Here is a 24,309-nt window from a genome sequence, read left to right as displayed (position 1 = left end):
TTAAAAATAGGGATTTAATGAACAGTGTTATTCTAAAGTTTTGCTAAAAAATCTTACAACATTATATCCTGAACGATATGCCTACTGTTTCAAAATATTGATGAAAGTGCGCATTCGATGTCAATTCATAGCTACCGGCAATATCCAGCTGCAGGTTGCTCGTCACCAGCCATATAAAACCACCGTCTACCCAATGTTCGGGATGCTGATGTTCAGGTAGATAGCCGTAGGATTCTACGAATACCTTACATTTGTCATTCAGCTTAAAATCAGGTGCAAAGGTATAGGCATATATCGGGTCGGGCGATTCACCATCCCATTTTACGCCGATATTATAACCGAGGCTTGCCTTGTCTGATAATTCATTATCAAAAAGAAATAGTAATTCCGGTGCCAGCAGGTTTGCCTTTAGGTCTTTTGAAGCCACTTTCGGCAGTACCAGGTGCGCAATAAACGAGGTTTCAGGTAACAGGCCTTTCTCCTTAAAAAGGTTAACCTTAAAACCTACGGTTACAGGTGACAAGCCCGTGTCAATACTGTCTTTATATTTGTTGTAGGTAAGCTCTGTTATCAGGCGCAGTTCAACACGATCATTGAGCCCGAATTTCCATAATGTTTGCGGCAGGAAAAACTCTTTGGCATCTTTATCAGTTTTTGTAAGCTGAAACCCGCTCTCCGACTGGAACCGGCCCGCAGGCACTATAGATGCGGTTTCGGTATGGTCGGGCCTGTCAGTCTCTATCTCATCCTGCGCGCTGATATCTGGTGAAAAAAAAGACAACAAGAGAAGCGGGATAAATCGTTTAATAAGCATAGTTTCGGTGTTTACCTAAAACTACTTATTATATGAAAACGCCAGTTTTAAAATTTTGCCAAAATATCTTACAAAATTTTTTGTGTGGATGAAATATTCTCTTATCAGACATCAAAGCCCTCAACTTCCTTTACTTCTCCCGGCTGCAGATCACCCAACGCAACATTACCGACACGCACACGTACCAATCGCAGTGTAGGAAATCCAACCGCCGCTGTCATTTTGCGTACCTGGCGGAACTTGCCTTCGGTTACCGTTACAGAAAGCCATGAGGTAGGGCCGTGGCGCTCATCGCGTATTTTTTTACCCCGCAAAGGGAAGTCAGGCGCATTTTGTACTATATGGGCTTCACACCGCAGGGTAGTGTAGCGCAAGCCTTTGAAGCCAATCTCAACGCCATTCTTAAGCTGCTCAATAGCTTCTTCAGTAATGAGTCCGTCTACCTGTACATAATATTCCTTTTCCACTTTTTTACTGCGCACGATCTCGCTCATCATCCCGTCGGTAGTAAGCAGCAGCAGGCCTTCAGAATCTTCATCGAGCCGCCCGATGGCCATGGTGAATTCAGGGAAATCATAGAGTTCGCCAAGCAGCTTTTTATTACGTTTCAGGTTGTAGGTAAACTGGCTTAGGTAGCCGTAGGGTTTAAATAATATGAAATGGCGGTAAAGGCTCATAGCTTAGGTTTGGCTACCCATGCAGAATCTATGGATTTCAATTCTTTGATCATGCCTTTTTCATGGAGTGCGCCATACATTACGATAATTTTTTTAGAGGGTTCCGCTACAATGGCTTCGGCAAGGTGCCTGTTGCGATAGTCCAGTATCATGGCATTCGATTCCTTTGTAGCTATCCTTCCGCATTCATATTTTTTGTCGAATGCCAGCACATAATCGCAGTCATTGAGTTGTATCGGGCCGTATTCGTCTTCGTACGCTTTAATGAGATGGTTCATAGGTACGTCTACAACGCGTCCCTTTAGGGTGTCAACACCCATCCTGGAATATCGGGGCTGGTTGATAAGGCCTTTTTTATTTTTGAATTTGTGTCCCATCAGCGTACCGTTTATGGTATCAATATAACCGGATTGGCTAATCGATATACCTGTAAGCTTCCTGATCTTCCACTTCAGCGTATCTTTTTGCTGAGGGGTCAGGGAATCGGTCACACGTACGCTTTCCATAAATACAATATAGCCTTCCCGCTGTAGCGAATCTACTTTGCTTTTTACATTTCCATAAAATTCCTTCGGCCCAATGTGCTTCATTGGGATGTATGCAACAGTTTTATCAGCATTCGAATAATAGGAAACACTGCTTTCCTTGTCATAAGCGCCAATCATTTTCAGGGCTAAAGACATACAGGAGGTGCAAAGCATCGCTGCGATGGTGGCGAAAAATAACATTTTTCTTTTCATGCATCATAAAAATTTTAATCCCCCGGGCAGATACCAAACTTATCTACAGGCGCGGAATCGCAATAATAAAACCCTTATAAATTCTCCGTTTTCAGCAAGCTAACTATCTGCTCTGCCAGCTCAGTGCCTATACGGTCCTGTGCTTCAAGCGTTGCTGCGCCTATGTGTGGGGTAAGTGATACTTTAGGATGCATCAGTACCTGGATGGCAGGTTTTGGCTCGTCTTCAAAAACATCAAGGCCCGCAAATGCTACCTTACCGGATTCCAGTGCATCGATAAGCGCTACTTCATCAATAATGCCGCCACGTGCAGCATTGATGATACCCACGCCATCTTTCATGGCTTCCAGTTCTGCCGCTCCAATTACGTAGCCGCTTTCCTGCGCAGGAACATGCAGCGTAATAAAATCGGCATGCTTCAGGATATCTTCCATAGGCTCCGTAGGGATATCTACATTGATGAACTGCCCGTTGTAGAAATCAACGCGTATTTCGGCATTGCCTACAAATTTATCAGAAGCGATAACACGCATTCCTAAGCCTAAAGCTATCCTGGCTACCGAACGCCCTATACGCCCGAAGCCGATAATGCCCAGTGTCTTGCCGCGAAGCTCGATACCGTTGGCATACGTTTTTTTAAGCCCTTCAAAATTGGTGTCACCTTCCAGTGGCATATTTCGGTTGGCATCGTAAAGAAAACGCACTCCGGTAAACAAATGCGCAAACACCAGCTCTGCCACCGAATCGGATGACGATGCCGGGGTGTTGATTACGTGGATGCCTTTTTCGCGGGCATACTCCACATCGATATTGTCCATTCCCACACCGCCGCGGCCTATGATCTTAAGCCTGGGACAGGCATCGATAATGTCCTTTCGTACCTTGGTTGCACTTCGCACAAGGATTACGCTTATATTATTATTATTTATATAGTTAGCCACCTGTTCCTGGGCTACTTTGGTCGTGATCACTTCAAAACCGGCTTCTTCAAGGGCGGCAATACCGCTTTTAGAGATGCCGTCGTTTGCTAATATTTTCATTATAGGATTTCAGATTTTAGATTTCAGAATTCAGATTGAACTTCACTCGGACTTATAAGGTCATGAGTGGCAACCTGAAACTTTAAACTTTAAACAAATTAAACTTTCTTTTCCAGTTCTCTCATAACATCCACCAACACCTGTACACTCTCAATCGGCATGGCGTTATAGATGGATGCGCGATAACCGCCAACCGACCTGTGCCCGGCAAGCCCGCTGATGCCTGCTGCTTTCCAGAGTTTGTCAAATTGTTCGTTGTGCGATGCATCGTTCAAAAGGAAGGTAATGTTCATTTTAGAACGGTCTTCAGTTTTCGCAGTACCGACAAATAGCGGGTTGCGGTCGATCTCAGCATATAGCAGCTCCGCTTTGGCATCGTTTTTCTTTTCCATGGCTTCAATACCTCCATTGTTTTTGAGCCACTGGAGTGTTAAGTAAGAAGTATACACCGCAAATACCGATGGCGTATTGTACATGCTTTCCTTATCGATGTGCTGCTTGTAATCCAGTATCGACGGGATATGCCTGCCGGTCTTGCCCAGCAATTCCTCCTTAACTACCACAAGCGTTGTACCCGCGGGGCCCATATTCTTTTGCGCACCGGCATAGATCATCCCGAATTTCGAGAAATCCACCTTACGGGAAAATATATCAGAACTCATATCGCAAACTATAGGCACTTCTGTTGCCGGGAAAGAATGCATCTGCGTACCGAATATCGTGTTATTGCTGGTGCAATGGAAATAATCTGCATCAGCAGGTATAGTATACTCTTTTGGGATGTAATTATAATTATCAGATTTAGAAGAGGCTACGACAATCGTGTCGCCAAACTCCCGGGCTTCTTTCAGCGCTGCTGCTGCCCAGGTACCGGTATCAAGATAAGCGGCTTTTCCGCTTTTGGTCATAAAATTATAGGGAACCCTCACGAACTCCATGCTGGCGCCACCCGAAAGGAATAACGCCTGGTAGCCTTTTCCGGTAAGCCCCATTAGTTCCAGCACAAGAGCCCTTGCTTCTTCCATTACCGCAACAAAATCCTTGCTGCGATGGGATATTTCCAATAAAGAGAGCCCGGAATTATTAAATTCAAGCACCGCCTGTGAGGCTTTTTCGAAAACTTCCTGCGGCAGGATCGAAGGCCCTGCACTGAAATTATGTTTTTTCATTTACAGATGTAATTTGGTCGTGCAAATTTCCAAAATAGGAACTGAAAAACGCAGAAATTATTACAAATAATTCCGCTATATTTTTGACAAAAATGCAATGGTATCCACATTATCGGCATAATCCCACAAGGCAGGTTTTTGTGTCTGCCCAAAAGGGATGCTGCCCTTTATAGTTTCTTTACCTACGATACATTGGATCTGCCCGTTTTCGGCAGTAAGCCTTGCCATCACTTCATTAATATCATCATAATATTCGTAGAATACACTCGAAATAGGGGAGGCATAGCTGCTGTCTTCTTTAAGCGTAAGGAATTCGTTATCCAGGAGCTTAAAATTGCTCATCAGGAAAACTGCCTTATTATAGTCGTAATTGTTGGCATATTTCTCATAGAAGATCACATCCCTGTATTCATAGATTGCTTCAAAAAAATCTTTAAAGTCATAACCTTTCGGAACAAACAATTTAGATACATTGCGGCATCCCAAACCAAAGTAACGGAAGATGTCTTCCCCCAGGCCAACAAGCTCTTCTTTGCTTTCGTTGCCCGTAAGCACGGCTACCGAGTTCCTGTTTTTGCGAATGATGGAGGGCTTGTCCTTAAAATAATATTCAAAATAACGGGCTGTGTTGTTGCTTCCGGTAGCGATAACGGCATCGAAATTTTCGAGCTTTCCTTCCGTAAAAACAATGCGCTCTTTCAATTTTGGCTCTACAGCGATGAGGTATTTCTCTAAAAACGGAAGCAGATGCTGGTCGTTCGACGACATCTTTACCAGAGCGGTGTGCCCTGTGATTAGCACCGATAGGAAATCATGAAACCCTACTAACGGGATATTGCCTGCCAGGATAAGCCCTACCGATTTGCCGCCGCTGTTCTCAAGGTTGTAATTTTCAAGCCATTTATCCAGATTTTCAGGAGTAAGCGCTTCGGCCCAGGACTTTATTGAAAAATAAACCTGCTCTTCGGTATACCAGCCGTTGTGCGACCTGGAAAGTTCTATAAGCGTTATAAAGTTATCGTAGAAATCTTCATTATGAAGCACTTCCGGGTTTTTATGATTTCCATCTAAAGAAAATTGTGATAGGAATTTACCCAGCTCTATGAATGCTTTTTTTGTTTCTGTTAACGTCATTATGTTTGCGTATGAATTGATTTGGACGTAATTTTGCTGCAAATTTACGTATTAATACTAAGACATAAGCCATGGCTATTATTATAACAGACGAATGTATCAACTGCGGTGCCTGCGAGCCCGAATGCCCAAACACGGCCATCTACGAAGGTGCCGATGACTGGAGGTATAAAGATGGTACTGCACTAAAAGGAAGGGTAGTACTACCTACCGGAGAAGAAGTGGACGCGGATGAACCACGCACACCTATATCGGATGATATTTACTATATAGTGCCCGATAAATGTACGGAATGCAAAGGTTTCCATGACGAGCCGCAATGTGCTGCCGTTTGCCCGGTAGATTGCTGCGTGCCCGATGATAACCACGTGGAAAGCGAGGAAACACTGCTTAACAGGCAGGCATTCTTACATAATGAATAGGCTTAAACGTTTTATAAACAGACAACTTATCTCAAATAAAAAAATCCTGAAGTTAGGCTTCAGGATTTTTTGTTTATTAATAGAAGATATTAATTAGTTACTGAGTTAATAATAGCGCTATTATACACCTCTGAAGAACATGTTTTTGTTGCCCATACGCCGTTATTAAAGCCATGGACATTATTGCCGTCCCTGATGATGAAATTACCATTAGAACTAATTACAGCACTGTTATATACCTCACTCGAGCAGGTTTTAGTAGCCCATGTACCGTTACTGAATGCATGTGCATTATTCTGGTCAATTATTATAAAATTACCTTCAGAAATTATAATGTCTGAAGCATATACTTCCCCTGAGCAGGTTTGTGTACTCCAGCTTCCATTGTAAAAAATATGGACGTTGCTTCCATCTCTTATGGCAAACTTGCCACCGGACGTAATGATAGCTGAACTGTATACCTCTCCAGAGCAGACTTTTGTACTCCACGTGCCATTGCTGAAGCCATACACCTTATTGTTGTCTATCACGGCAAAGTTTCCGTTAGAGTTTATTATAGACGAACTATAAATCTCGCTGGTAGCTGTTTGTGTATACCAAGCACCGTTGCTGAATACGTGAACTTTATTATTATCTATAACTGCGTAGCTGCTGCTTTTTAAAGCTCCGGTGCCAATACCGGCAAGAGCATTATCACCAACGTTTTGTGCATATAGCGCATAAGGCACGCTCATAAGCTGGTTAGTGCCTGTAATACTGTAAGATGTGCCACCTGCAGGGTCTACCTCAACTTTAAGGAATTTTGTATTAACGCCCCAGCTTATAGCGCTAAAGGTCCCGGTAACTGCTGTTCCCTGGCCTATGTTCAGGTTGAATAATCCCTGGGCATTAGTAGGTTTACTGTGAGTTTCTGAGTAAACAACGGTACCGGTTGCCGAGTTATCCAGTATGCTTATCCTGATGCCTACAGTACCGTTAACCACAGGGTTGCCGCCACTGGTAAAAGCCACTGCCTGGTAACTGATACCCTGAGGGCCCTGAGCGAACGTAATTGCAGATAATAAAAGAAGAGCGGAAAGTAATATTTTTTTCATGTTATTTCTTTATAACTTTAAATGATTGATTGTTGTTTGTCCTGATAATGTAAGTGCCGCTTTGCAATATGCTAAGGTCAGCCTGGTTGTTTTGCGGTTTTAAGGAAATTACAAGCCGCCCATTGGTATCATATACTTCTACATTGCTAATTATTTCTGTCGTTTCAAAATAAACAGAATGTGCCGTAGGGTTGGGGTAGACTTTAATACCTTTTTCAGTAACTGCTATTTCGTCAATGCCAAGGAATTCAATACGCGATATGGCGCCGATGGTACCCGATGACGCACCGTTGGGATTTCCAACCGGCAGCACATATATCTCACCTACAGAATAGATAAGGCTGTTGCCGGACACGGCACCGCTGTTTACACCGCTTTGTGCGTAAACACCCGATACGGCCAGGCCGAAAAGAATGAGTAATTTTTGCTTCATTTAAATTTAGTATTGGTTAATTGCTTTACGGGCAAATATATAAAACTATGTGTCAGTAATTTTCGCTGCTGTTAAATTTAATCATTACTAAATTGCAACAAAAAATCCTGAAGCATTACACTTCAGGATTTTCTATCATAGCAAATTTAAGCCGATAAATTACTGCCTTACCTTTGTATAGGTTTCTACCGTTACTCCGTCTGATTTGTCATCATAAGATTCTACCACAAAATTACCGTTGGCATCAATATAGCCTATTGCTGTTTTGTCTTTTGAATGGTAGATGTACTGGCCATTCGATGTTTTACGCATGACGCCGAAATCATTCACATTGGTAGAGGATGATACCTTGTAGCCATTTCTGTCGGGTACAAAAATGTAACGCTGCCCGTTGGTCTCATAATAGGTTGGTATCCCGTCGCCGGACACAGTCGTTGAAGAATTTACCTCTACCGGTGTCTGCTTAACGTCTTTATTTAGTTTGTTGCTGTTGGCGTCCTGCAACTCAATATTCTGGATAGCTTCCGTATTTTGTGTTTTAACCACTTTCTTAGGTGTTCCTGTGCCGTTATTTACAGTTACTGTGGTAGTGGTACTTTCTTTCGTTACATTTTTATTTACCTGGGCATGGAGCATAAGCCCCATTGCCAGCATTGCAATTACTGCGATATTTTTCATGCTTATTGTCTTTTAAGGTTATGGAAAACAAAGTTATGAGCGTATTGTTAAATGAGTTATTAGAAAAACATAAAGTAATTATAAAACAGTTAATTAGTTTAGGGTTTAGAGTTCGGAGTTGCCAATCGAAACGTAGGTATTGTTGGATGCACCAAAAACCCCGAACCCGGAACTTTGAAACTCGGAACCAAAGTGTTATCTTTGCACCCTCAAAAAATCAGTAATAAATGAAAGCAGGGATAGTAGGATTGCCTAACGTAGGGAAATCGACACTTTTTAATTGTTTGTCAAACGCCAAGGCGCAGAGCGCAAATTTTCCATTTTGTACCATCGAGCCGAACATTGGCGTAGTGAACGTTCCCGATCCAAGGCTTGAAAAGCTGGAGGAGCTGGTAAACCCGGAGCGCGTTGTTCCTGCTACTGTTGAGATCGTAGATATTGCCGGACTTGTAAAAGGCGCCAGCAAAGGCGAGGGGCTTGGCAACCAGTTCCTTGGGAACATCAGGGAGTGTAATGCCATCATCCACGTGCTGCGCTGTTTTGACAACGACAACATCGTGCACGTTGACGGCAGTGTGAACCCTATCCGCGATAAAGAGACCATCGATATAGAACTTCAGCTAAAGGATCTTGAAACGGTTGAAAAACGCCTTGAAAAAGCGAAGAAAGCAGCTAAGGTAGGAAGCAAAGAGGCGCAGACAGAAGTATCACTATTAGAGAGAATACGCGAAGCATTGCTTCAGGCGAAGTCGGCCCGTACTGTAGTGCCGCAAAACCAGGATGAGATCGACCTTATAGAAAATTTCCAGCTTATTACGACCAAGCCGGTGCTGTATGTATGCAACGTCGACGAAGGTTCCGCCGCTACAGGCAACAAATATGTAGAACAGGTGCGCGAACTTGTGAAAGATGAGAATGCTGAGGTAATGTTCCTTGCTGTGGGAACCGAAGCTGACATTACTGAACTTGAAACCTACGAAGAGCGCCAGATGTTCCTGGAAGACCTTGGACTGAAAGAGCCGGGCGCTTCGGCACTGATCAGGTCGGCTTATAAATTGCTGACACTGCAAACGTATTTTACCGCAGGTGTGAAAGAAGTTCGCGCATGGACTATCAATATTGGCGATACAGCCCCACAGGCAGCAGGCGTGATCCACTCGGATTTCGAGAAAGGCTTCATCCGCGCAGAAGTGATAGGTTATGATGATTATGTTACCTATGGCACTGAAGCGAAAGTAAAAGAAGCAGGAAAGTTAAAAGTAGAAGGAAAAGAATATATCGTTAAAGACGGGGATGTAATGCATTTCAGGTTTAACGTGTAAGGAATTACGAATTATAAATTACGAATTACGAGCCTGTTGGATATATTCAGCAGGCTTTTTTATTCCCATCCCGGGCCTTTTTTCTCTCCACTGTAAGGCTCAATATTTTTAAGATGGTTTAATAATTGAGGATTTTCACCGCGTTTTATTCTTTTATGCATGTCAAGAAGGTTCTTCATCAGAAAAATGATGCCTTCATATTTTTCATCGTTGGCAATAATAAGTTTACGTAAAGCATTTTGTGCACCTTTCCAAAAATAGTTCCTGTTCGTTTCCGTAAATTCACGCAGGTCGATTTCTGGCATGATATCTTCGCTTGTGCTTGCCCTGATAAAGCCGCCATAGCCATTATATTCATCGGCTTCTTCATCCCAAATGTAGTGATCGAGGTACTGTGAAAAATCTTCGGCACCATTTATCAGCTTAATCTCATTATTAATAAGCTTAAGCATATAAAACATTCCGGACCACCGTCTTGCAAACCCCCTGCCATCTTCTAAGTACCAAAAAGTTGATGCCATAGCTAATCGTTTTGCCCTATAACTTCCAGGTCTTCTTCGCTTACTATTGATTTGGCCCGTTTCTTTGTTTTATGTGACAGATAAAAGAAGATGAGTGCTACATAAAGGAAGAGGCTAATGCCTAGGATATAACCGGTGAGCATGCCGCCCGACATATTCATCGATTCGGGATTACGCAATTCGCCCATGTAGGCAGACAACTGCAGGATCAGGAAAAATATACCAAGTCCGTTATATATTGTGGCTTTCCTCTTGGCGCTTTGGCGTGCTGTTTTACTCATAAGGTTGGTTTGGTTATAAATATAGTCTAAAAAATAATTCCGGCTTTCTGAAAATTCTACCTACTTTTAACGAAAGATAAATGTAAAAATTATGAAACTACTCGCCTTTGCCGGAAGCAGCTCCTCCACATCCATCAATAAAAAACTCGCAACCTACGCCGCAGGGCTTATCGATGCAGCGGAAACTGAAATAATCGACCTCAACGATTTTGAACTGCCGCTGTTCAGCGTGGATAAAGAAAAACTGATCGGAGCGCCGCCTGTAGCACGTGTATTCCTCGACAAAATAGAGTGGGCCGATATGCTCGTGATTTCTGTAGCCGAACACAATGCGGGTATGACGGTTGCCTTCAAGAACATTTACGACTGGGCTTCCCGACAAAAGAAGCTGGTGTTTGACAACAAGCCGATATTGCTGCTGTCTACATCGCCGGGCGGATATGGCGCTAAAAACTCCCTTGAGGCTGCCAAAATAAGCCTCCCACGTTACGGCGGTGATATACGCGATACCTTTTCGCTGCCAAAGTTCCATGAGAATTTTGATGTGGAGGCGGGAAAAATATCCAATAAAGAGTATGATGATGCGTTAAAGGAAATAATACGCAATTTCGATCATGAACAAAAAGCTTAAGCAGGCATTCAAATTCACGGGCAGGTTTATTTTAGGCATCGTTGCATTTCTTGCCGTCTATATACTTGCGATACTCATCTGCTCGCATATTACCGTAAACAATGAGCCGGAAGCAAGCAGCGATGTGACCATTTTCATCAACTCTAATGGCGTGCATACCGATATTGTAGTCCCCGTAAAGAATGAAATAAAAGACTGGAGCAAGGAGATACTTTACATTCACACCAAATCGAAGGATAGCATTATGAAATATGTGGCTTTCGGCTGGGGCGATAAGGGCTTTTACCTCGATACGCCCGAGTGGAGCGACCTCAAGGCCAGCACTGCGGCAAAGGCGGCTTTTTACCTTGGTACATCAGCAATGCACACCCGATATTATACCGACCTTAAAGAAGACGATAGCTGCGTAAAAATCACTATAAGCAAAAAGGATTATGAAAGTCTGGCGCAGTACATCAGTGACAGTTTTCAATATGGGGAGGATAAAAAAAACCTTTGGATAGCTAATCACAGCTACGGCCAGTACGATGCGTTTTATGAAGGCAAAGGCAAATACAGCCTGTTCTATACCTGCAACACCTGGGCTAATAATGCTCTAAAAGCCGCTAACCAGAGAGCCGCACTGTGGACGGTTTATGAGGGTGGGATATTTACACATTACAGATGAGTTTAGTTGATGATCCAAAGAGGAATTGGGTGATACCGCCATTTTTGCTTATAGCGGCATCAGTTATTGGAATTGTATACGATTTCATCAGCTTTTATTATAATTTATTTTGGATAGTGGGTTCGGTCATAACAATTTGTATAGTGTTTTCGGTTATTTTTTCAATAGTAAATTCGATTGTGATGCTGAGGAATTATTTAGGAGAAAAAGAGCATTTTACTTGGTGGAAAGTGCTACTGAATTTAACTCCACTTCTTTTACTTGCTTATTTCCTTATAGTTGTAGTGCTGTATTAACTAAATCTGGCATTCTTCTTGGATAGAAATACTCATGAAGGCAATTAATCTACTCTTTATCAGTATCCTTTCGATAGGATTCGCACAGGCCCAGGATTACCCAAAAGTCGATGCGAAAGTAAAAACCTATCCAAAAACATTTACCACAACCGACAGGCTGGCTTCGCAAATAGCGTCCGATTTTAGCAGGCAGGATGAGCGGGCACGCGCGGCATACACATGGATCGCATTGAATATAAGCTATGACAGGTCGCCCGGCGCACCGGGTCGCAAGCCAATTCATTTTTCGGCAAATAATGAAGCCGAACGAAAGAAAAAGATTGCCGCTATAGAGAACGACCTGGCCAATAAAACGCTGCTTTCCCGTAAAGGAGTTTGCCACGGCTACTCGATGCTGTATAAAGTAGTTGCAGAAAAACTCGGCTTGCAAAGCGAAGTGGTTTACGGTACGGCCAAGTCGGTGCCTTCGGACATTGGCAAGGCACCTGCAAAAGGCAACCACGCATGGAATGTAATACAGGTCAACGGCCAGTGGAAGCTGGTGGACGTTACCTGGGGATCGGGTGGTATTTCAGGCGACCTGGGGTACGATGCTAACTATTTCTTTACCAGCCCGCAGCAGTTTTTTCTGAACCATTTTCCGGATGATAAAAAATGGCTGCTCACAGGCAAAAGCGAGTCGGAGTTTGCGGCGTTGCCATTATATTACAACCTTGATTACGAAGTTATCAGCCCAACGGCAGGCATAATAAAATCCACAGGTTCGAGGTTAGTACAGTTTAAGATACGCGGACTCAAGCCTGGTGATGATGTGCTGTACCAATACACCTCAGGCGCATTTTCGCACAAGGTTACCCCGAAAATAAACAATGGAGTAGGAGAGTTTACAATTGTTCTGGATAAGTCAGCAACAGGCACGCTTACAATATTCGCGAATAGGAAGTCGGTAGCGGCGTATAAGATTAACTAATCTGGCACTCTTTTTGAATAATTAAGAAACATGAAAAAAATACATAATCTATTCTTTATAATACTTTTGCTAATATCGGGCTGTATGTCTGCCCAGGATTTCGCAAAAGTAGATGCTGTCGTTAAAGCTTATCCTGATTTTAATGACGCGGATAAATTTGCGGCCAAAGTGAATGCCGACTTTAAGCGCGACGATGAAAAAGCACGCGCCATTTTCACATGGATCGCAACACATATTAAATACGACCTTGCTGCTTATGGTGCTAATGAACGGCCTGTCGCGTATTCATTTAAAACACAGGAAGAAAAGGAAGCAAAGCAGAAAAAATTTAAAGATGACCTTGCACAGAAAACATTAAAGTCGAATAAAGGTGTCTGCCAGGGCTATGCTACATTATTCCTTGTTGTATCCGAAAAAGCCGGTTTGGAATCCGTTATGATTACAGGTACATCCAAATCGCATCCTGCCCACATCGGGGCAGCGCCCGGTGCGAGCGACCATGCCTGGAATGCCGTTAAAGTAGGCGGGGAGTGGAAGCTGCTTGATGCTACATGGGCTGCGGGTACGGTAACAGGAGAGAAGCCGCAGTTTGGCTTTAAGTTCAATGACAAGTACTTTTTCACCAACCCGGACGTGTTCTTCTTCAACCATTTTCCGGATGATAAAAAGTGGCTATTTACCGCAAAGACGGAAAAGGATTTTGCATTGCTGCCGTTGTATTATGGTAATTACCTGATGGGCGGCTATGAATTCATAAATCCTGATGGTGGTACGTTTACCAACCCAGGCTCAGGGTTTATTTCTTTTAAGCTAAAGAACCTGCAGCCCGGTGATAAAGTGAGTTATGCATTTAGTAAAGAAAAAGTCTTTAAGGATGCTAATTCCGTAACCACTGCCGGTATTACCGAATTCCAGGTGCCTTTGAGTAAGGCTTCTAATGGTATTCTGACGATCTATATTAATCAGAAGTCGGTAGCAGCGTATAGGATACGGTAAGTTTGGTTTGAGTGCGGTTTTTCATTTCGACCGGAGCGCAGCGGAGTGGAGAAATCTCAGATTACCGAAAACATTTTGAGATTTCTCCTGCCGTCGAAATGGAAGACGCACCGAATTAAAATCTTTAGCAAATCAAGCAGCTATTGTTAAGACCCTTTTAATAAGTTTCTGTCCCCAGGCTTTCATTTTTTGTGCATTTGCGCTATATTAGCGGAAAATCCATTAAATTTTATGCTGGAGCAGAATCAGTACACTGAAGACAATATCCGTTCACTCGACTGGAAGGAGCACATCCGGATGCGTCCGGGTATGTACATCGGTAAGCTGGGCGACGGCTCTTCTCCCGATGACGGTATCTACATCCTTATAAAAGAGGTGATTGACAACTCCATTGACGAATTCGTAATGGGTACCGGCAAGACCATCGAAGTAACGCTGAAAGACAAGACAGTGAGCGTGCGCGACTTTGGCCGGGGCATTCCGTTGGGCAAGGTGGTGGATGTAGTGTCGAAAATGAACACGGGAGGTAAGTACGATTCGAAAGCCTTTAAGAAATCGGTCGGGCTGAATGGTGTGGGTACAAAGGCAGTCAACGCACTGTCCAACTATTTCCGCGTGGAATCGGTGCGCGACGGGCTTATCAAGGCGGCGGAGTTCTCTGCCGGGGAACTGACCAGTGAGGAGGAGCAAACCGAAACGTCTAAGCGAAAGGGTACGAAAGTGACCTTTACCGCCGATGAAACCATATTCAAGAATTATAAATACCGTAACGAGTACATCGTAAAGATGCTCAAGAATTATTGCTTCCTCAATACGGGGCTGACAATAATTTATAACGGTGAGAAATATTTTAGCGAAAACGGGCTTAAGGACCTCTTGGGTGAAACCATTGCCGAGGAGGACCGCATTTATGACATCATCCACCTGAAGGACGATGACATAGAGATCGCCATGACGCACAGCAAGACCCAGTACAGCGAGGAATACTACTCGTTCGTCAACGGGCAGAATACCACGCAGGGCGGTACGCATTTAGGTGCTTTCCGAGAGGCGATCGTGCGGACGATAAAGGAATTCTACAACAAGAACTTTGAAGCATCCGACATTCGTAAATCTATCGTAAGTGCCATTAGCGTGAAAGTGGAGGAGCCGGTTTTCGAATCGCAGACAAAAACCAAGCTGGGTTCGACTGATATGGGGCCGAATGCGCCGAGCGTGCGTACGTTCGTTAACGATTTCATTAAAAATAAGCTTGATAACTTCCTGCACCGCAACCCGGAAACCGCTGATGCGCTGCTGAAGAAAATATTACAGGCCGAACGCGAGCGAAAGGAGCTTTCGGGCATTCGTAAGCTGGCGAGGGACAGGGCTAAAAAAGCCTCCCTGCACAATAAAAAACTACGGGATTGCCGTGTGCACCTTACCGATGCCAAGAACCCGCGGAGTCTGGAGAGCACGCTGTTTATTACCGAGGGGGACTCGGCTTCGGGATCCATTACCAAGTCGAGGGACGTGAATACCCAGGCGGTGTTCAGCCTTCGCGGTAAGCCGCTGAACTCCTACGGCATGAGCAAAAAGATCGTGTACGAGAACGAAGAATTCAACCTGCTCCAGGCCGCACTCGACATTGAGGAGGAAATGGAGAACCTGCGCTACAACAATATTGTGATCGCCACCGATGCTGACGTTGACGGTATGCACATCCGCCTGCTGCTCATTACGTTCTTCCTCCAGTTCTTCCCCGAGCTTATCAAGGAGAACCACCTGTACATTTTGCAAACGCCATTGTTTCGCGTGCGCAACAAAAAAGAAACCATATACTGCTATAGTGAAGAGGAACGCCGCAACGCCATAGAAAAGCTGTCAGGCAAGCCGGAAATAACACGATTCAAGGGATTGGGAGAAATATCACCGGATGAGTTCAAGCACTTCATAGGGCAGGAGATACGCCTCGACCCGGTACAGCTGGACAGCGCGACCTCCATACAAAACCTGCTGGAGTTCTACATGGGCAAAAACACCCCGGACAGGCAGGAGTTTATCATTAATAATTTGAAAGTGGAACTGGATGCGGTGGAGTAGGTTTTCATATATCAAAACTTTAATATTTTTTACTGTTCTTCTATCTCTTGGAAGCTGTAGCAAAAAAATGGAAGACACATTCCCTTTCTCGCAAACTGAAAAAATAGAAGTTATTTCATACCCGGAAAGAAATTATTGGGATACGCTCCGCAGAGGTCCCCGTGATGGAATGGGGTTAGTTGTTGAAAATAAAAAGTTTGTACTCGACAGTTCTTATATAAAAGAAAGAGTATTCTTAGATGATAAATTTAAGAAACTTGTTTTTGATTTGCTATTTATTAAGAAGCGAAAGGAGGAATGTACTGCGGCGGCATGTTTTATTCCTCGTCATACCATTCTGTTTTACAATAAGAAAATGGAGATTATTGCCGATATTGAAGTTTGTCTTGAATGTGGAACATCTTATGGAAGTTTTAAATACAATTCAATGTGCTCTGAAGGTACAGAACATTTAAAAGAGATATTCAAACAAGCCGGAATAAAATATTTTGGAGATTAAATGAACGAAGAAGAAGAAAATATAAACTCCTTTGAAGGGGAGCATTTTTACGAAAAGGACGACAACCCCGATTCGCAGGATACCATAACTAAGGTAACCGGCATGTACAAGGACTGGTTCCTGGACTATGCGTCGTATGTGATCCTGGAGCGTGCCGTACCCGCCATTGAAGACGGCTTTAAGCCCGTTCAGCGACGCATCATGCACTCGCTCCGCGAGCTTGACGATGGCCGCTACAACAAAGTAGCCAACGTGGTAGGGCATACCATGCAGTACCACCCGCACGGTGACGCGAGTATCGGCGATGCCATGGTGCAGATAGGGCAGAAGGAACTCCTTATCGATACGCAAGGGAACTGGGGTAACATCCTTACCGGCGACGGGGCCGCGGCATCGCGTTACATCGAGGCACGCCTTTCGAAGTTTGCCCTTGAGGTATTGTACAGCCCCAAGATTACGCCGTGGCAGCTGTCCTATGACGGCCGACGCAACGAGCCGATCAACCTTCCGGTAAAGTTTCCGTTATTGCTGGCACAGGGCGCTGAGGGTATTGCCGTGGGGCTTTCTACCAAAGTGCTGCCGCATAACTTCAACGAGCTTATCGACGCTTCGATTAAGATATTAAAGGGCAAGCCGTTTACGCTGTACCCGGATTTCCCGACAGCCGGTATTGCCGATGTATCAGGTTATAACGACGGTATGCGTGGCGGGCGTGTGCGTGTGCGTGCGAAGATAGGCCAACAGGACAAGAGTACGCTGGTCATTACACAGATCCCATTCAGCACAAATACGACTACACTGATAGACAGTATCCTTAAAGCCAACGAGAAGGGTAAGATCAAAATCAAAAAAATAGAAGACAATACTGCCGCTGAAGTTGAGATATTGATCCATCTTCCGCCGGGGGTATCGCCGGATAAGACTATAGATGCACTGTTTGCCTTTACGGCATGTGAAACTTCTGTAGCGCCGTTGGGCTGTGTTATCGAGGATCACAAGCCGCGTTTTGTGGGCGTAAGCGAAATGTTGAGGATTTCCACGCACCGCACGGTAGACCTGCTGAAACGAGAACTGGAAATTGAATTGGACGAACTTGAGGAAAGCTGGCATTTCCAGTCGCTTGAGCGTATCTTTATCGAGAACAGGATTTATCGCCTGATTGAGGAGGAAGAAACCTGGGAAGGCGTTATAAAAGCCATTGACGAAGGATTAAAACCATTCACAAAACACCTGAAGCGTGCTGTTACCGAAGAAGATATCGTACGGCTGACAGAGATCCGCATCAAGCGTATTTCGAAGTTCGATATTGATAAGGCACAGCAGAAGATTGAAGCCCTTGAAGGTGAGATTGAGCAGGTAAAGCATCATCTTGAGCATATCATCGATTTTGCGATCGCCTATTTCCAAAACCTGAAAGACAAGTACGGAAAAGGCCGCGAGCGCAAGACCGAGCTCCGCAGCTTTGATAATATTGAAGCTACAAAAGTAGTATTGCGCAATATCAAACTCTATGTAAACCGTGAGGAGGGCTTTGTGGGCACAGGCCTCAAAAAAGATGAGTACGTGGCCGACTGTTCGGATATCGACGATGTTATCGTGTTCCTGCGTAACGGCAGTATGATAATTACCAAAGTAGATGTCAAGACCTTTGTAGGTAAGGACATTATACACGTTGCAGTGTTCGATAAGAACGACAAGCGTACCATATACAACATGATTTACCGCGACGGAAAGTCGGGGCCATCGTATATCAAGCGTTTCAATGTTTCGGGAGTGACCCGCGATAAGGTGTATGACCTGACCGCAGGGACCAAAGACTCGATGGTGCTTTATTTCTCCGATAACCCGAATGGCGAAGCGGAATTGATCACCGTACTGCTGCGCCAGGTAGGAAGTGTGAAAAAACTGAAATTCGATATTGATTTTGCAACCATTGGCATAAAAGGCAGGGCTTCCAGGGGGAATACCGTTACCAAATACCCCATCAAGAAGATTGAACTTAAGGAGAAGGGCATTTCAACTCTCAAGCCGCGCAGGATATGGTTTGACGACACCGTGCAGCGCCTCAATGTGGATGGCAGGGGAGAGTTGCTGGGCGAATTCAGGCCGAACGACAGGCTGCTCATCATTAACCAGTCCGGAAAGGTGAAAACCATTATTCCGGAACTGACGACGCATTTTGATGAAGGGATGATCGTCCTTGAAAAGTGGAACCCAAACAAGCCAATATCAGCTATTTATTATGACGGTGAAAAAGAACGCTATTATGTGAAACGTTTTCTGGTAGAGAACGAGAACAAGGAGGAAATCTTTATATCTGAGCATGATAAGTCGCAACTTGAGATCGTTTCTACGGACTACAGGCCGGTAGCTGAGGTTATTTTTGCCAAAGTAAAAGGTGTACAGAAAGAAACCATTACGGTAGATATTGAAAATTTCATTGCTGTAAAAGGGATAAAAGCTTTGGGCAACCAGCTTACTGCTGATAAAGTAAAACAGATCAACCTGCTGGACCCACTGCCGTATGAAGAGCCGGAAGAGGTAGTACCTGAAGAGATTGAAGTGAAGGATGGGGTAGATATTACCGACGAGAATACGACTATTACACTGGACGAGGACGGGCAGATAACGTTAAGCCTTGAGTAATAAAAAACGGCATTCTTTTAAGGATGCCGTTTTTTATTGTAAGGAATAGCCGCCGCTAATCAATTTTTGTAACCGTTCCTTTTTGCTTCTTCGTATCACCTACAAGCGAGAACTCGAACGTATAAGAATTTGCATTGGTAGTAAGTATCTTAATGCTCACAGCCTTTTTTTCCTGCATGTTTTTTGGATTGATCTTTTGCATGACATATTCACAGTCATTGACCCACCTTATCGAAGCCGAATCAGTTTTTCCGCCAAAATTTTCGATTTCCAGGTTTTCGGTACGCTCAAATGTGGAGGCCTGCTTCTTGCCATCAATCTCGTATTCGGCCCTGAATTTTCCCGTTTTAAAATCTTTGCAGTTACGTTCCTGCTGGTAGCATCCGATAAATAAAAAACTTAAAGAAAGGAGTGTGATATAATTTTTCATGAGTTAAAAAGGCTTTTCATTATAGTGCGCAATCCCAGGAACATCAGTAAAATGGCAAGGACACAAAAGATAATACCCAGCCCTAATACCGGTATAAAGAACGGGTGACCCTGGTTTTTAAACGAGCTGTGAATTACTACCGGCCCCATTAGTATCAATGGCAGAGCACCGCCCATGTATTTAAGGCCTTTTACAAGTACTTTTTTATCGGTTCCCATACGCTTCTATTGCTTTTCTTACGTTTTGATGCTCTTCAAGAAGCATTGCAGCTTCTTCCTGCTCTATGCCAAGCTCATCCATGATCATTTGTACACCGCGGGCTACCAGCTTGTGGTTGCTCAGCTGCATGTCTACCATTTTGTTGCCCTTTACGCGGCCAAGCTGTATCATTGTAGCAGTAGATATCATATTCAGCACAAGTTTTTGTGCCGTACCCGCTTTCATGCGTGAGCTTCCGGTGACGAATTCCGGACCTACCACGACTTCCACAGGATAGTTGGCGACAGCTGCCAGAGGGCTTCCCGCATTGCAGGTTATGCATCCTGTAGGAATGTTATGTTCATTGCATTTGTCTAACCCGCCAATAACATAAGGCGTTGTGCCCGATGCTGCTATGCCCACAACCATATCATTCTCATTGATATTCCATACAGAAAGGTCGGCCCATGCCTGCTCATCATCATCTTCGGCAAACTCTACCGCTTTGCGTATGGCTGTATCACCGCCTGCAATGATGCCGATAACAAGGTCGAACGGAACGCCGAAGGTAGGGGGGCATTCGGAAGCATCCACAATACCCAGCCTTCCGCTGGTGCCTGCGCCGATGTAGAATAAACGTCCGCCTGCTTTGAGCTGCGCTACAGTTTTCTCCACAAGTTTTTCAATCTGCGGAAGCGCTTTTTCTACAGCAAGCGGTACGGTCTTATCTTCATTGTTGATATTGGCAAGCAGGTCTGCTACAGGCATTTTTTCAAGATGCCCGTACTTTGATGATTGCTCGGTAGTTCTTGTAAACGGCATAGGTTTTTATGGTAAAATTAAAGAAAATAAGCCATGATTACCCCTAATATGATAACCAAAAGCTTGGCAAGGTTAAACTTGTGACCCTCGCTGCTTTCGAAAATTATTGTTGATGAAATGTGGAATAATATCCCGACAACTATGGCTGATATTTCAGTATAATAATCGCCTATAACATGCAATTGCCCGGATGCCAGTGTGCCAAGCGGTGTCATAGCGGCAAATACCATCATAAACAGGAATATAGCTGATTTATTCAATCCGGAATTGATGAAGAAGGCCGTAAGGATAATGGCGATAGGGAAGTGGTGTACCGCTATGCCCCAGGCCAGGTCGTTGTGGTGGCTTACAGGCATGCCTTCCAGCAGCGCATGGATGCACAGGCTAAGGAAAAGCAGCCATGGCATGGCGTTGGAATGCTCATGGTCGTGATCATGCGAAGAAGCATGTACATGGCCATGCTCGGCGCCTTTGGAAAAATATTCAAGTATGATCTGGAAAACGATACCCGCCATGATGTAGATGCCAACAATATTGTTGTGTGTATGTTCATGCCCGTGATCGTGCCCTTCATGGCCCTGCATACTGCTTTCATATACTTCGGGCAGCAAATGCATCACCGTGAGGGACAGCAGGAAAGAACCGCTGAACGCAAGCAATAGTTTAAGGCTTTTTTTATTGCTCGGTTTTAATATCAGAGCTACCCCATAGCCTAAAATGACCGATAATAAAGGTAATAAGTATATCATTTTATTTAAAGATCATTATTAATCGCTCCGACTCATTTTTGAAGAATTTCCTCAGCTTGTAATCGCCAAAAATATCAAGCAGGTATATCCCGGCTTCTTCCATCATCCGTTCAAAATCTTCCAATGTCAGTGCCTGTACTTTTTCGGTAAAATGGTATTTTTCTCCACAGGCCTCGAAATCAATTTCCTTAATTATATGGCCCTCCTTTACATACCTTTTTATATGGAAATCGATGCCTTCAACAGTTTTTACTTCTTCGGGCACAAGGTTATTGATCACGTGGTGCACATTCATGAAATCGATAACGCCAAAACCGTATTCGGCAAGGCTTTCGCAGATGGCTTTTAGTGTTTTAAGGTTATCGGCATCATCTTCAAAATAGCCAAAGCTGGTAAAGAGGTTGAATATCGCATCAAACTTTTCATCGAAAGGCTCCCGCATATCGTGTACCGTAAAATGCAATTTTTCGTTGCTGTATTTAGATGCTTTTTCTATGCTGTTTTCAGATAGGTCGGCACCCGTAACATCATAACCCAACTGGTTCAGGTACACCGAATGGCGGCCTTTCCCACACGCCAGGTCGAGTATTTTAGCATCTTCAGGAAGGTTAAGGTAATTGGTAAGGTTGTCCATAAAGAGCTGTGCTTCTTCATAGTCCCGGTCCTTATAAAGTATGTGATAATACGGAGTGTCAAACCAGGAAGCAAACCATTTTTTTTTCTCTTGATGCATAGCGGGCGTACGATATCTCGTTTAAGGTTAAACGGCAAATTTACTATATTTTCTATGGTAGTACTATTAAATTACATATAAAAAGCCATGGTTTGGGCATGAAAAAGCGCGTTGGAAGCTTTGGCGAGGTTTGCGCCCGATTTCACATTTGTGGTATTTACCAAATTAAATTTGCATTTTAATAAGAAACGCAAGCTAAAAACCTGAAGAAAAATTACTATAATTACTAAAGGATTGTATCTTTACAACACCAAAAAACAAGCAAGATGAGTTACTATCAGGTAAAAAGCCTTGAGCAATATTTTAAGCATTATAATAAGTCCATCCGCGAGCCCCGTAAATTTTGGGATAAAATAGCCGATGAGAACTTTACATGGTACCAGAAATGGGATAAGGTTGTGGAATTCGATATGCAGGAAGCCGATGTAAAATGGTTTCTGAATGCCAAAGTAAATATCGTTAAAAACTGTATCGACAGGCATTTAGCGAAAAGAGGCGAGAAGACCGCTATCATTTTTGAGCCTAACGACCCCAAAGAAGAAGCGCTCCATATAACGTATAATGAATTGTACGACCGCGTTGCCAAAATGGCTAACGTACTGCGTGACCAGGGCATCAAAAAGGGCGACAGGGTATGTATTTACCTCCCGATGATCCCTGAACTTGCAATTGCCGTACTGGCTTGTGCACGCATAGGCGCTATACATTCGGTAGTGTTTGCAGGGTTTTCTGCATCTGCTGTGGCAGCAAGGATAATGGACTCGCAGTGCAAAATGGTGATAACGTCGGATGGCGGTTTCCGTGGCAATAAGACAATCGACCTGAAATGCATTGTCGATGAAGCGCTCGAAAAATGCCTTTCGGTGAAGCAGGTTTTAGTAGTAAAACGTACCGGTACGCAGGTGAACATGAAAGAAGGCCGTGACCAGTGGCTGCAGCCGCTGCTCGATGATGCTGTTGCTAATAACGTGGCAGAGATCATGGATGCTGAGGACCCATTATTCATCCTGTATACTTCAGGATCTACCGGAAAGCCAAAAGGCATGCTGCACACCACTGCAGGGTACATGGTACATACCGCTTATACCTTCAAGAATATTTTTGCCTACGAAGAGAATGATATCTTCTGGTGTACAGCCGATATAGGCTGGATCACGGGGCACTCCTATATTTTATATGGCCCATTATTAAATGGCGCTACAACAGTGATCTTCGAAGGTGTCCCTTCATACCCTGACTTTGGCCGTTTTTGGGAAGTTATAGACAAGCATAAGGTTACGCAGTTCTATACAGCGCCGACTGCTATACGTTCGCTTGCCAAAGAGAATTGGGAATGGGTAGACAAGAACGATCTTTCTAGCCTGAAGGTTATCGGGTCGGTAGGGGAGCCTATCAACGAGGAGGCATGGCACTGGTACAACGATCATGTAGGCAAAAAAAGAGCCCCTATTGTAGACACCTGGTGGCAAACAGAGACGGGCGGCATCATGATATCGCCGATACCTTTCGTAACGCCGACCAAGCCAACCTATGCTACACTTCCGTTACCGGGTATACAGCCTGTACTGATGGATGAAAAGCGCAACGAGATAGAAGGCAACCAGGTAGTGGGCAGCCTGTGCATAAAGTTCCCGTGGCCGGGAATGGCGCGCACGATATGGGGCGACCACCAGCGCTTTAAGGAAACTTATTTCTCTACTTTCCCTGGGAAATATTTTACAGGCGATGGTGCGCTTCGTGATGAAGTAGGCTACTACCGCATTACCGGAAGGGTAGACGATGTAGTAATCGTTTCGGGGCACAACCTGGGAACAGCGCCTATTGAAGATGCCATCAACGAGCACCCTGCGGTGGCAGAGTCGGCTATTGTAGGCTATCCGCACGATATAAAAGGAAATGCGCTCTACGGCTTCATCATCCTGAAGGAAACGGGTGAAGGCCGCGACAGGGATAACCTTAGCCGCGAGATCAATGAGCATATTTCGAGCCACATCGGGCCTATTGCCAAGCTGGATAAAATACAGTTCGTATCCGGCTTGCCAAAAACACGCTCGGGCAAGATTATGCGAAGGATACTACGCAAAATAGCAGAAGGTGACTTCTCTAATTTCGGGGACACAAGTACGCTGTTGAATCCTGAGATTATAGATGAGATAAAGGACGAAAGAGTATAATTAATGGCAGCTACGGCTGCCTTTTTTGCTTTATAGCTTTTGCTCCAAGGTTTTCGGCCAACTTTGCGAAAAAAGACGAAGAGTTAAAATA

The 24,309-nt window shown here is 44.2% G+C and carries 26 protein-coding genes; 10 read left to right on the top strand and 16 right to left on the bottom strand.

Annotated features, from left to right (window positions below):
• Window positions 1–61 precede the first annotated feature (61 nt).
• The 6 genes from HYN59_RS13470 to HYN59_RS13445 form a co-directional block, all read right to left on the bottom strand.
• Window positions 62–814, bottom strand: coding sequence for a transporter (locus HYN59_RS13470; RefSeq protein ID WP_108778761.1), 753 nt, complete (start codon window positions 812–814; stop codon window positions 62–64).
• A gap of 104 nt (window positions 815–918) precedes the next feature.
• Window positions 919–1,491, bottom strand: coding sequence for a pseudouridine synthase (locus HYN59_RS13465; protein ID WP_108778760.1), 573 nt, complete (start codon window positions 1,489–1,491; stop codon window positions 919–921).
• On the bottom strand, window positions 1,488–2,231 hold the full coding sequence (locus tag HYN59_RS13460) for a hypothetical protein (protein ID WP_146185938.1): 744 nt from the start codon (window positions 2,229–2,231) through the stop codon (window positions 1,488–1,490). The genes HYN59_RS13465 and HYN59_RS13460 overlap by 4 nt, the downstream gene beginning before the upstream one ends.
• A gap of 74 nt (window positions 2,232–2,305) precedes the next feature.
• A complete protein-coding gene (locus tag HYN59_RS13455) occupies window positions 2,306–3,271 on the bottom strand; it encodes a D-2-hydroxyacid dehydrogenase (RefSeq protein WP_108778758.1) in 966 nt (321 codons plus the stop codon).
• A 98-nt stretch (window positions 3,272–3,369) separates the two neighbouring features.
• Window positions 3,370–4,440 (bottom strand): 3-phosphoserine/phosphohydroxythreonine transaminase, encoded by a 1,071-nt coding sequence (gene serC / locus HYN59_RS13450; protein ID WP_108778757.1) that lies wholly within the window; start codon window positions 4,438–4,440, stop codon window positions 3,370–3,372.
• Window positions 4,441–4,515: 75 nt separating this feature from the next.
• The gene (locus tag HYN59_RS13445; RefSeq protein ID WP_108778756.1) at window positions 4,516–5,574 is read right to left on the bottom strand and encodes an acyl-CoA reductase; all 1,059 of its coding nucleotides are present in this window, start codon (window positions 5,572–5,574) and stop codon (window positions 4,516–4,518) included.
• Window positions 5,575–5,645: 71 nt separating this feature from the next.
• On the opposite strand from HYN59_RS13445, the gene HYN59_RS13440 reads away from it, so the two are divergent.
• On the top strand, window positions 5,646–5,996 hold the full coding sequence (locus HYN59_RS13440; protein ID WP_108778755.1) for a 4Fe-4S dicluster domain-containing protein: 351 nt from the start codon (window positions 5,646–5,648) through the stop codon (window positions 5,994–5,996).
• 89 nt (window positions 5,997–6,085) lie between these two features.
• Here HYN59_RS13440 and HYN59_RS13435 read toward each other — a convergent pair whose 3' ends face one another.
• The 3 genes from HYN59_RS13435 to HYN59_RS13425 all read right to left on the bottom strand — a co-directional run bounded on the left by HYN59_RS13435 (window position 6,086) and on the right by HYN59_RS13425 (window position 8,201).
• Entirely contained in the window at window positions 6,086–7,090 is a 1,005-nt protein-coding gene (locus HYN59_RS13435; RefSeq protein WP_108778754.1) for a hypothetical protein, read from the bottom strand.
• 1 nt (window position 7,091) lies between these two features.
• A complete protein-coding gene (locus HYN59_RS13430) occupies window positions 7,092–7,523 on the bottom strand; it encodes a T9SS type A sorting domain-containing protein (protein ID WP_108778753.1) in 432 nt (143 codons plus the stop codon).
• A gap of 159 nt (window positions 7,524–7,682) precedes the next feature.
• Entirely contained in the window at window positions 7,683–8,201 is a 519-nt protein-coding gene (locus tag HYN59_RS13425) for a hypothetical protein (protein ID WP_108778752.1), read from the bottom strand.
• Window positions 8,202–8,428: 227 nt separating this feature from the next.
• Here HYN59_RS13425 and ychF point away from each other — a divergent pair, with 227 nt between their 5' ends.
• Window positions 8,429–9,523, top strand: coding sequence for a redox-regulated ATPase YchF (ychF, locus tag HYN59_RS13420; RefSeq protein ID WP_108778751.1), 1,095 nt, complete (start codon window positions 8,429–8,431; stop codon window positions 9,521–9,523).
• Window positions 9,524–9,582: 59 nt separating this feature from the next.
• Here ychF and HYN59_RS13415 read toward each other — a convergent pair whose 3' ends face one another.
• Together HYN59_RS13415 and HYN59_RS13410 are read right to left on the bottom strand one after the other, a co-directional pair.
• Window positions 9,583–10,044 (bottom strand): hypothetical protein, encoded by a 462-nt coding sequence (locus HYN59_RS13415; RefSeq protein WP_108778750.1) that lies wholly within the window; start codon window positions 10,042–10,044, stop codon window positions 9,583–9,585.
• Between the two features lie 2 nt (window positions 10,045–10,046).
• Window positions 10,047–10,325: a hypothetical protein gene (locus tag HYN59_RS13410; protein WP_108778749.1), complete on the bottom strand. Its 279-nt coding sequence runs from the start codon at window positions 10,323–10,325 to the stop codon at window positions 10,047–10,049.
• A 91-nt stretch (window positions 10,326–10,416) separates the two neighbouring features.
• Here HYN59_RS13410 and HYN59_RS13405 point away from each other — a divergent pair, with 91 nt between their 5' ends.
• The 7 genes from HYN59_RS13405 (at window position 10,417) to HYN59_RS13370 (ending at window position 19,112) form a co-directional block, all read left to right on the top strand.
• Window positions 10,417–10,956, top strand: coding sequence for an NADPH-dependent FMN reductase (locus tag HYN59_RS13405; protein ID WP_108778748.1), 540 nt, complete (start codon window positions 10,417–10,419; stop codon window positions 10,954–10,956).
• Complete coding sequence (locus HYN59_RS13400) at window positions 10,940–11,623, top strand: TIGR02117 family protein (RefSeq protein WP_108778747.1); 684 nt, start codon at window positions 10,940–10,942, stop codon at window positions 11,621–11,623. Before HYN59_RS13405 ends, HYN59_RS13400 begins: the two co-directional genes overlap by 17 nt.
• Before the next feature lie 330 nt (window positions 11,624–11,953).
• A complete protein-coding gene (locus HYN59_RS13390) occupies window positions 11,954–12,889 on the top strand; it encodes a transglutaminase domain-containing protein (RefSeq protein WP_108778745.1) in 936 nt (311 codons plus the stop codon).
• Window positions 12,890–12,919: 30 nt separating this feature from the next.
• Window positions 12,920–13,885 (top strand): transglutaminase domain-containing protein, encoded by a 966-nt coding sequence (locus HYN59_RS13385; protein WP_108778744.1) that lies wholly within the window; start codon window positions 12,920–12,922, stop codon window positions 13,883–13,885.
• 231 nt (window positions 13,886–14,116) lie between these two features.
• Window positions 14,117–15,967 (top strand): DNA topoisomerase IV subunit B, encoded by a 1,851-nt coding sequence (locus HYN59_RS13380; protein ID WP_108778743.1) that lies wholly within the window; start codon window positions 14,117–14,119, stop codon window positions 15,965–15,967.
• 67 nt (window positions 15,968–16,034) lie between these two features.
• Window positions 16,035–16,466, top strand: a complete 432-nt coding sequence (locus HYN59_RS13375; RefSeq protein ID WP_108778742.1) for a hypothetical protein — start codon at window positions 16,035–16,037, stop codon at window positions 16,464–16,466.
• The gene (locus HYN59_RS13370) at window positions 16,467–19,112 is read left to right on the top strand and encodes a DNA gyrase/topoisomerase IV subunit A (protein ID WP_108778741.1); all 2,646 of its coding nucleotides are present in this window, start codon (window positions 16,467–16,469) and stop codon (window positions 19,110–19,112) included.
• 55 nt (window positions 19,113–19,167) lie between these two features.
• On the opposite strand, the gene HYN59_RS13365 is transcribed toward HYN59_RS13370, so the two are convergent.
• The 5 genes from HYN59_RS13365 to HYN59_RS13345 are packed head-to-tail and all read right to left on the bottom strand — an operon-like array spanning window position 19,168 to window position 22,044.
• Complete coding sequence (locus HYN59_RS13365; protein ID WP_108778740.1) at window positions 19,168–19,542, bottom strand: DNA topoisomerase IV; 375 nt, start codon at window positions 19,540–19,542, stop codon at window positions 19,168–19,170.
• Window positions 19,539–19,760, bottom strand: coding sequence for a DUF6095 family protein (locus HYN59_RS13360; protein ID WP_108778739.1), 222 nt, complete (start codon window positions 19,758–19,760; stop codon window positions 19,539–19,541). The genes HYN59_RS13365 and HYN59_RS13360 overlap by 4 nt, the downstream gene beginning before the upstream one ends.
• Window positions 19,747–20,562 (bottom strand): N-acetylmuramic acid 6-phosphate etherase, encoded by an 816-nt coding sequence (gene murQ / locus HYN59_RS13355; RefSeq protein ID WP_108778738.1) that lies wholly within the window; start codon window positions 20,560–20,562, stop codon window positions 19,747–19,749. The genes HYN59_RS13360 and murQ overlap by 14 nt, the downstream gene beginning before the upstream one ends.
• Before the next feature lie 17 nt (window positions 20,563–20,579).
• On the bottom strand, window positions 20,580–21,311 hold the full coding sequence (locus HYN59_RS13350; protein ID WP_108778737.1) for a ZIP family metal transporter: 732 nt from the start codon (window positions 21,309–21,311) through the stop codon (window positions 20,580–20,582).
• A 1-nt stretch (window position 21,312) separates the two neighbouring features.
• Window positions 21,313–22,044, bottom strand: a complete 732-nt coding sequence (locus tag HYN59_RS13345) for a class I SAM-dependent methyltransferase (RefSeq protein ID WP_108778736.1) — start codon at window positions 22,042–22,044, stop codon at window positions 21,313–21,315.
• Window positions 22,045–22,310: 266 nt separating this feature from the next.
• Between HYN59_RS13345 and acs the strand changes: the two genes are divergently transcribed.
• Entirely contained in the window at window positions 22,311–24,218 is a 1,908-nt protein-coding gene (gene acs, locus HYN59_RS13340; RefSeq protein WP_108778735.1) for an acetate--CoA ligase, read from the top strand.
• Window positions 24,219–24,309 lie beyond the last annotated feature (91 nt).

Origin of the sequence: Flavobacterium album, from assembly GCF_003096035.1 — a bacterium.
Taxonomy (GTDB): domain Bacteria; phylum Bacteroidota; class Bacteroidia; order Flavobacteriales; family Flavobacteriaceae; genus Flavobacterium; species Flavobacterium album.
The sequence above is the reverse complement of the archived record's forward strand: the minus strand, read 5'-3'. Positions and strand labels throughout refer to the sequence as shown.

What these genes read in the sequence shown, in the direction of transcription:
- HYN59_RS13470 (WP_108778761.1), bottom strand. Translation starts at nt 814, where the DNA reads ATGCTTATTAAACGATTTATCCCGCTTCTCTTGTTGTCTTTTTTTTCA.
- HYN59_RS13465 (WP_108778760.1), bottom strand. Translation starts at nt 1,491, where the DNA reads ATGAGCCTTTACCGCCATTTCATATTATTTAAACCCTACGGCTACCTA.
- HYN59_RS13460 (WP_146185938.1), bottom strand. Translation starts at nt 2,231, where the DNA reads ATGAAAAGAAAAATGTTATTTTTCGCCACCATCGCAGCGATGCTTTGC.
- HYN59_RS13455 (WP_108778758.1), bottom strand. Translation starts at nt 3,271, where the DNA reads ATGAAAATATTAGCAAACGACGGCATCTCTAAAAGCGGTATTGCCGCC.
- serC (WP_108778757.1), bottom strand. Translation starts at nt 4,440, where the DNA reads ATGAAAAAACATAATTTCAGTGCAGGGCCTTCGATCCTGCCGCAGGAA.
- HYN59_RS13445 (WP_108778756.1), bottom strand. Translation starts at nt 5,574, where the DNA reads ATGACGTTAACAGAAACAAAAAAAGCATTCATAGAGCTGGGTAAATTC.
- HYN59_RS13440 (WP_108778755.1), top strand. Translation starts at nt 5,646, where the DNA reads ATGGCTATTATTATAACAGACGAATGTATCAACTGCGGTGCCTGCGAG.
- HYN59_RS13435 (WP_108778754.1), bottom strand. Translation starts at nt 7,090, where the DNA reads ATGAAAAAAATATTACTTTCCGCTCTTCTTTTATTATCTGCAATTACG.
- HYN59_RS13430 (WP_108778753.1), bottom strand. Translation starts at nt 7,523, where the DNA reads ATGAAGCAAAAATTACTCATTCTTTTCGGCCTGGCCGTATCGGGTGTT.
- HYN59_RS13425 (WP_108778752.1), bottom strand. Translation starts at nt 8,201, where the DNA reads ATGAAAAATATCGCAGTAATTGCAATGCTGGCAATGGGGCTTATGCTC.
- ychF (WP_108778751.1), top strand. Translation starts at nt 8,429, where the DNA reads ATGAAAGCAGGGATAGTAGGATTGCCTAACGTAGGGAAATCGACACTT.
- HYN59_RS13415 (WP_108778750.1), bottom strand. Translation starts at nt 10,044, where the DNA reads ATGGCATCAACTTTTTGGTACTTAGAAGATGGCAGGGGGTTTGCAAGA.
- HYN59_RS13410 (WP_108778749.1), bottom strand. Translation starts at nt 10,325, where the DNA reads ATGAGTAAAACAGCACGCCAAAGCGCCAAGAGGAAAGCCACAATATAT.
- HYN59_RS13405 (WP_108778748.1), top strand. Translation starts at nt 10,417, where the DNA reads ATGAAACTACTCGCCTTTGCCGGAAGCAGCTCCTCCACATCCATCAAT.
- HYN59_RS13400 (WP_108778747.1), top strand. Translation starts at nt 10,940, where the DNA reads ATGAACAAAAAGCTTAAGCAGGCATTCAAATTCACGGGCAGGTTTATT.
- HYN59_RS13390 (WP_108778745.1), top strand. Translation starts at nt 11,954, where the DNA reads ATGAAGGCAATTAATCTACTCTTTATCAGTATCCTTTCGATAGGATTC.
- HYN59_RS13385 (WP_108778744.1), top strand. Translation starts at nt 12,920, where the DNA reads ATGAAAAAAATACATAATCTATTCTTTATAATACTTTTGCTAATATCG.
- HYN59_RS13380 (WP_108778743.1), top strand. Translation starts at nt 14,117, where the DNA reads ATGCTGGAGCAGAATCAGTACACTGAAGACAATATCCGTTCACTCGAC.
- HYN59_RS13375 (WP_108778742.1), top strand. Translation starts at nt 16,035, where the DNA reads ATGGAAGACACATTCCCTTTCTCGCAAACTGAAAAAATAGAAGTTATT.
- HYN59_RS13370 (WP_108778741.1), top strand. Translation starts at nt 16,467, where the DNA reads ATGAACGAAGAAGAAGAAAATATAAACTCCTTTGAAGGGGAGCATTTT.
- HYN59_RS13365 (WP_108778740.1), bottom strand. Translation starts at nt 19,542, where the DNA reads ATGAAAAATTATATCACACTCCTTTCTTTAAGTTTTTTATTTATCGGA.
- HYN59_RS13360 (WP_108778739.1), bottom strand. Translation starts at nt 19,760, where the DNA reads ATGGGAACCGATAAAAAAGTACTTGTAAAAGGCCTTAAATACATGGGC.
- murQ (WP_108778738.1), bottom strand. Translation starts at nt 20,562, where the DNA reads ATGCCGTTTACAAGAACTACCGAGCAATCATCAAAGTACGGGCATCTT.
- HYN59_RS13350 (WP_108778737.1), bottom strand. Translation starts at nt 21,311, where the DNA reads ATGATATACTTATTACCTTTATTATCGGTCATTTTAGGCTATGGGGTA.
- HYN59_RS13345 (WP_108778736.1), bottom strand. Translation starts at nt 22,044, where the DNA reads ATGCATCAAGAGAAAAAAAAATGGTTTGCTTCCTGGTTTGACACTCCG.
- acs (WP_108778735.1), top strand. Translation starts at nt 22,311, where the DNA reads ATGAGTTACTATCAGGTAAAAAGCCTTGAGCAATATTTTAAGCATTAT.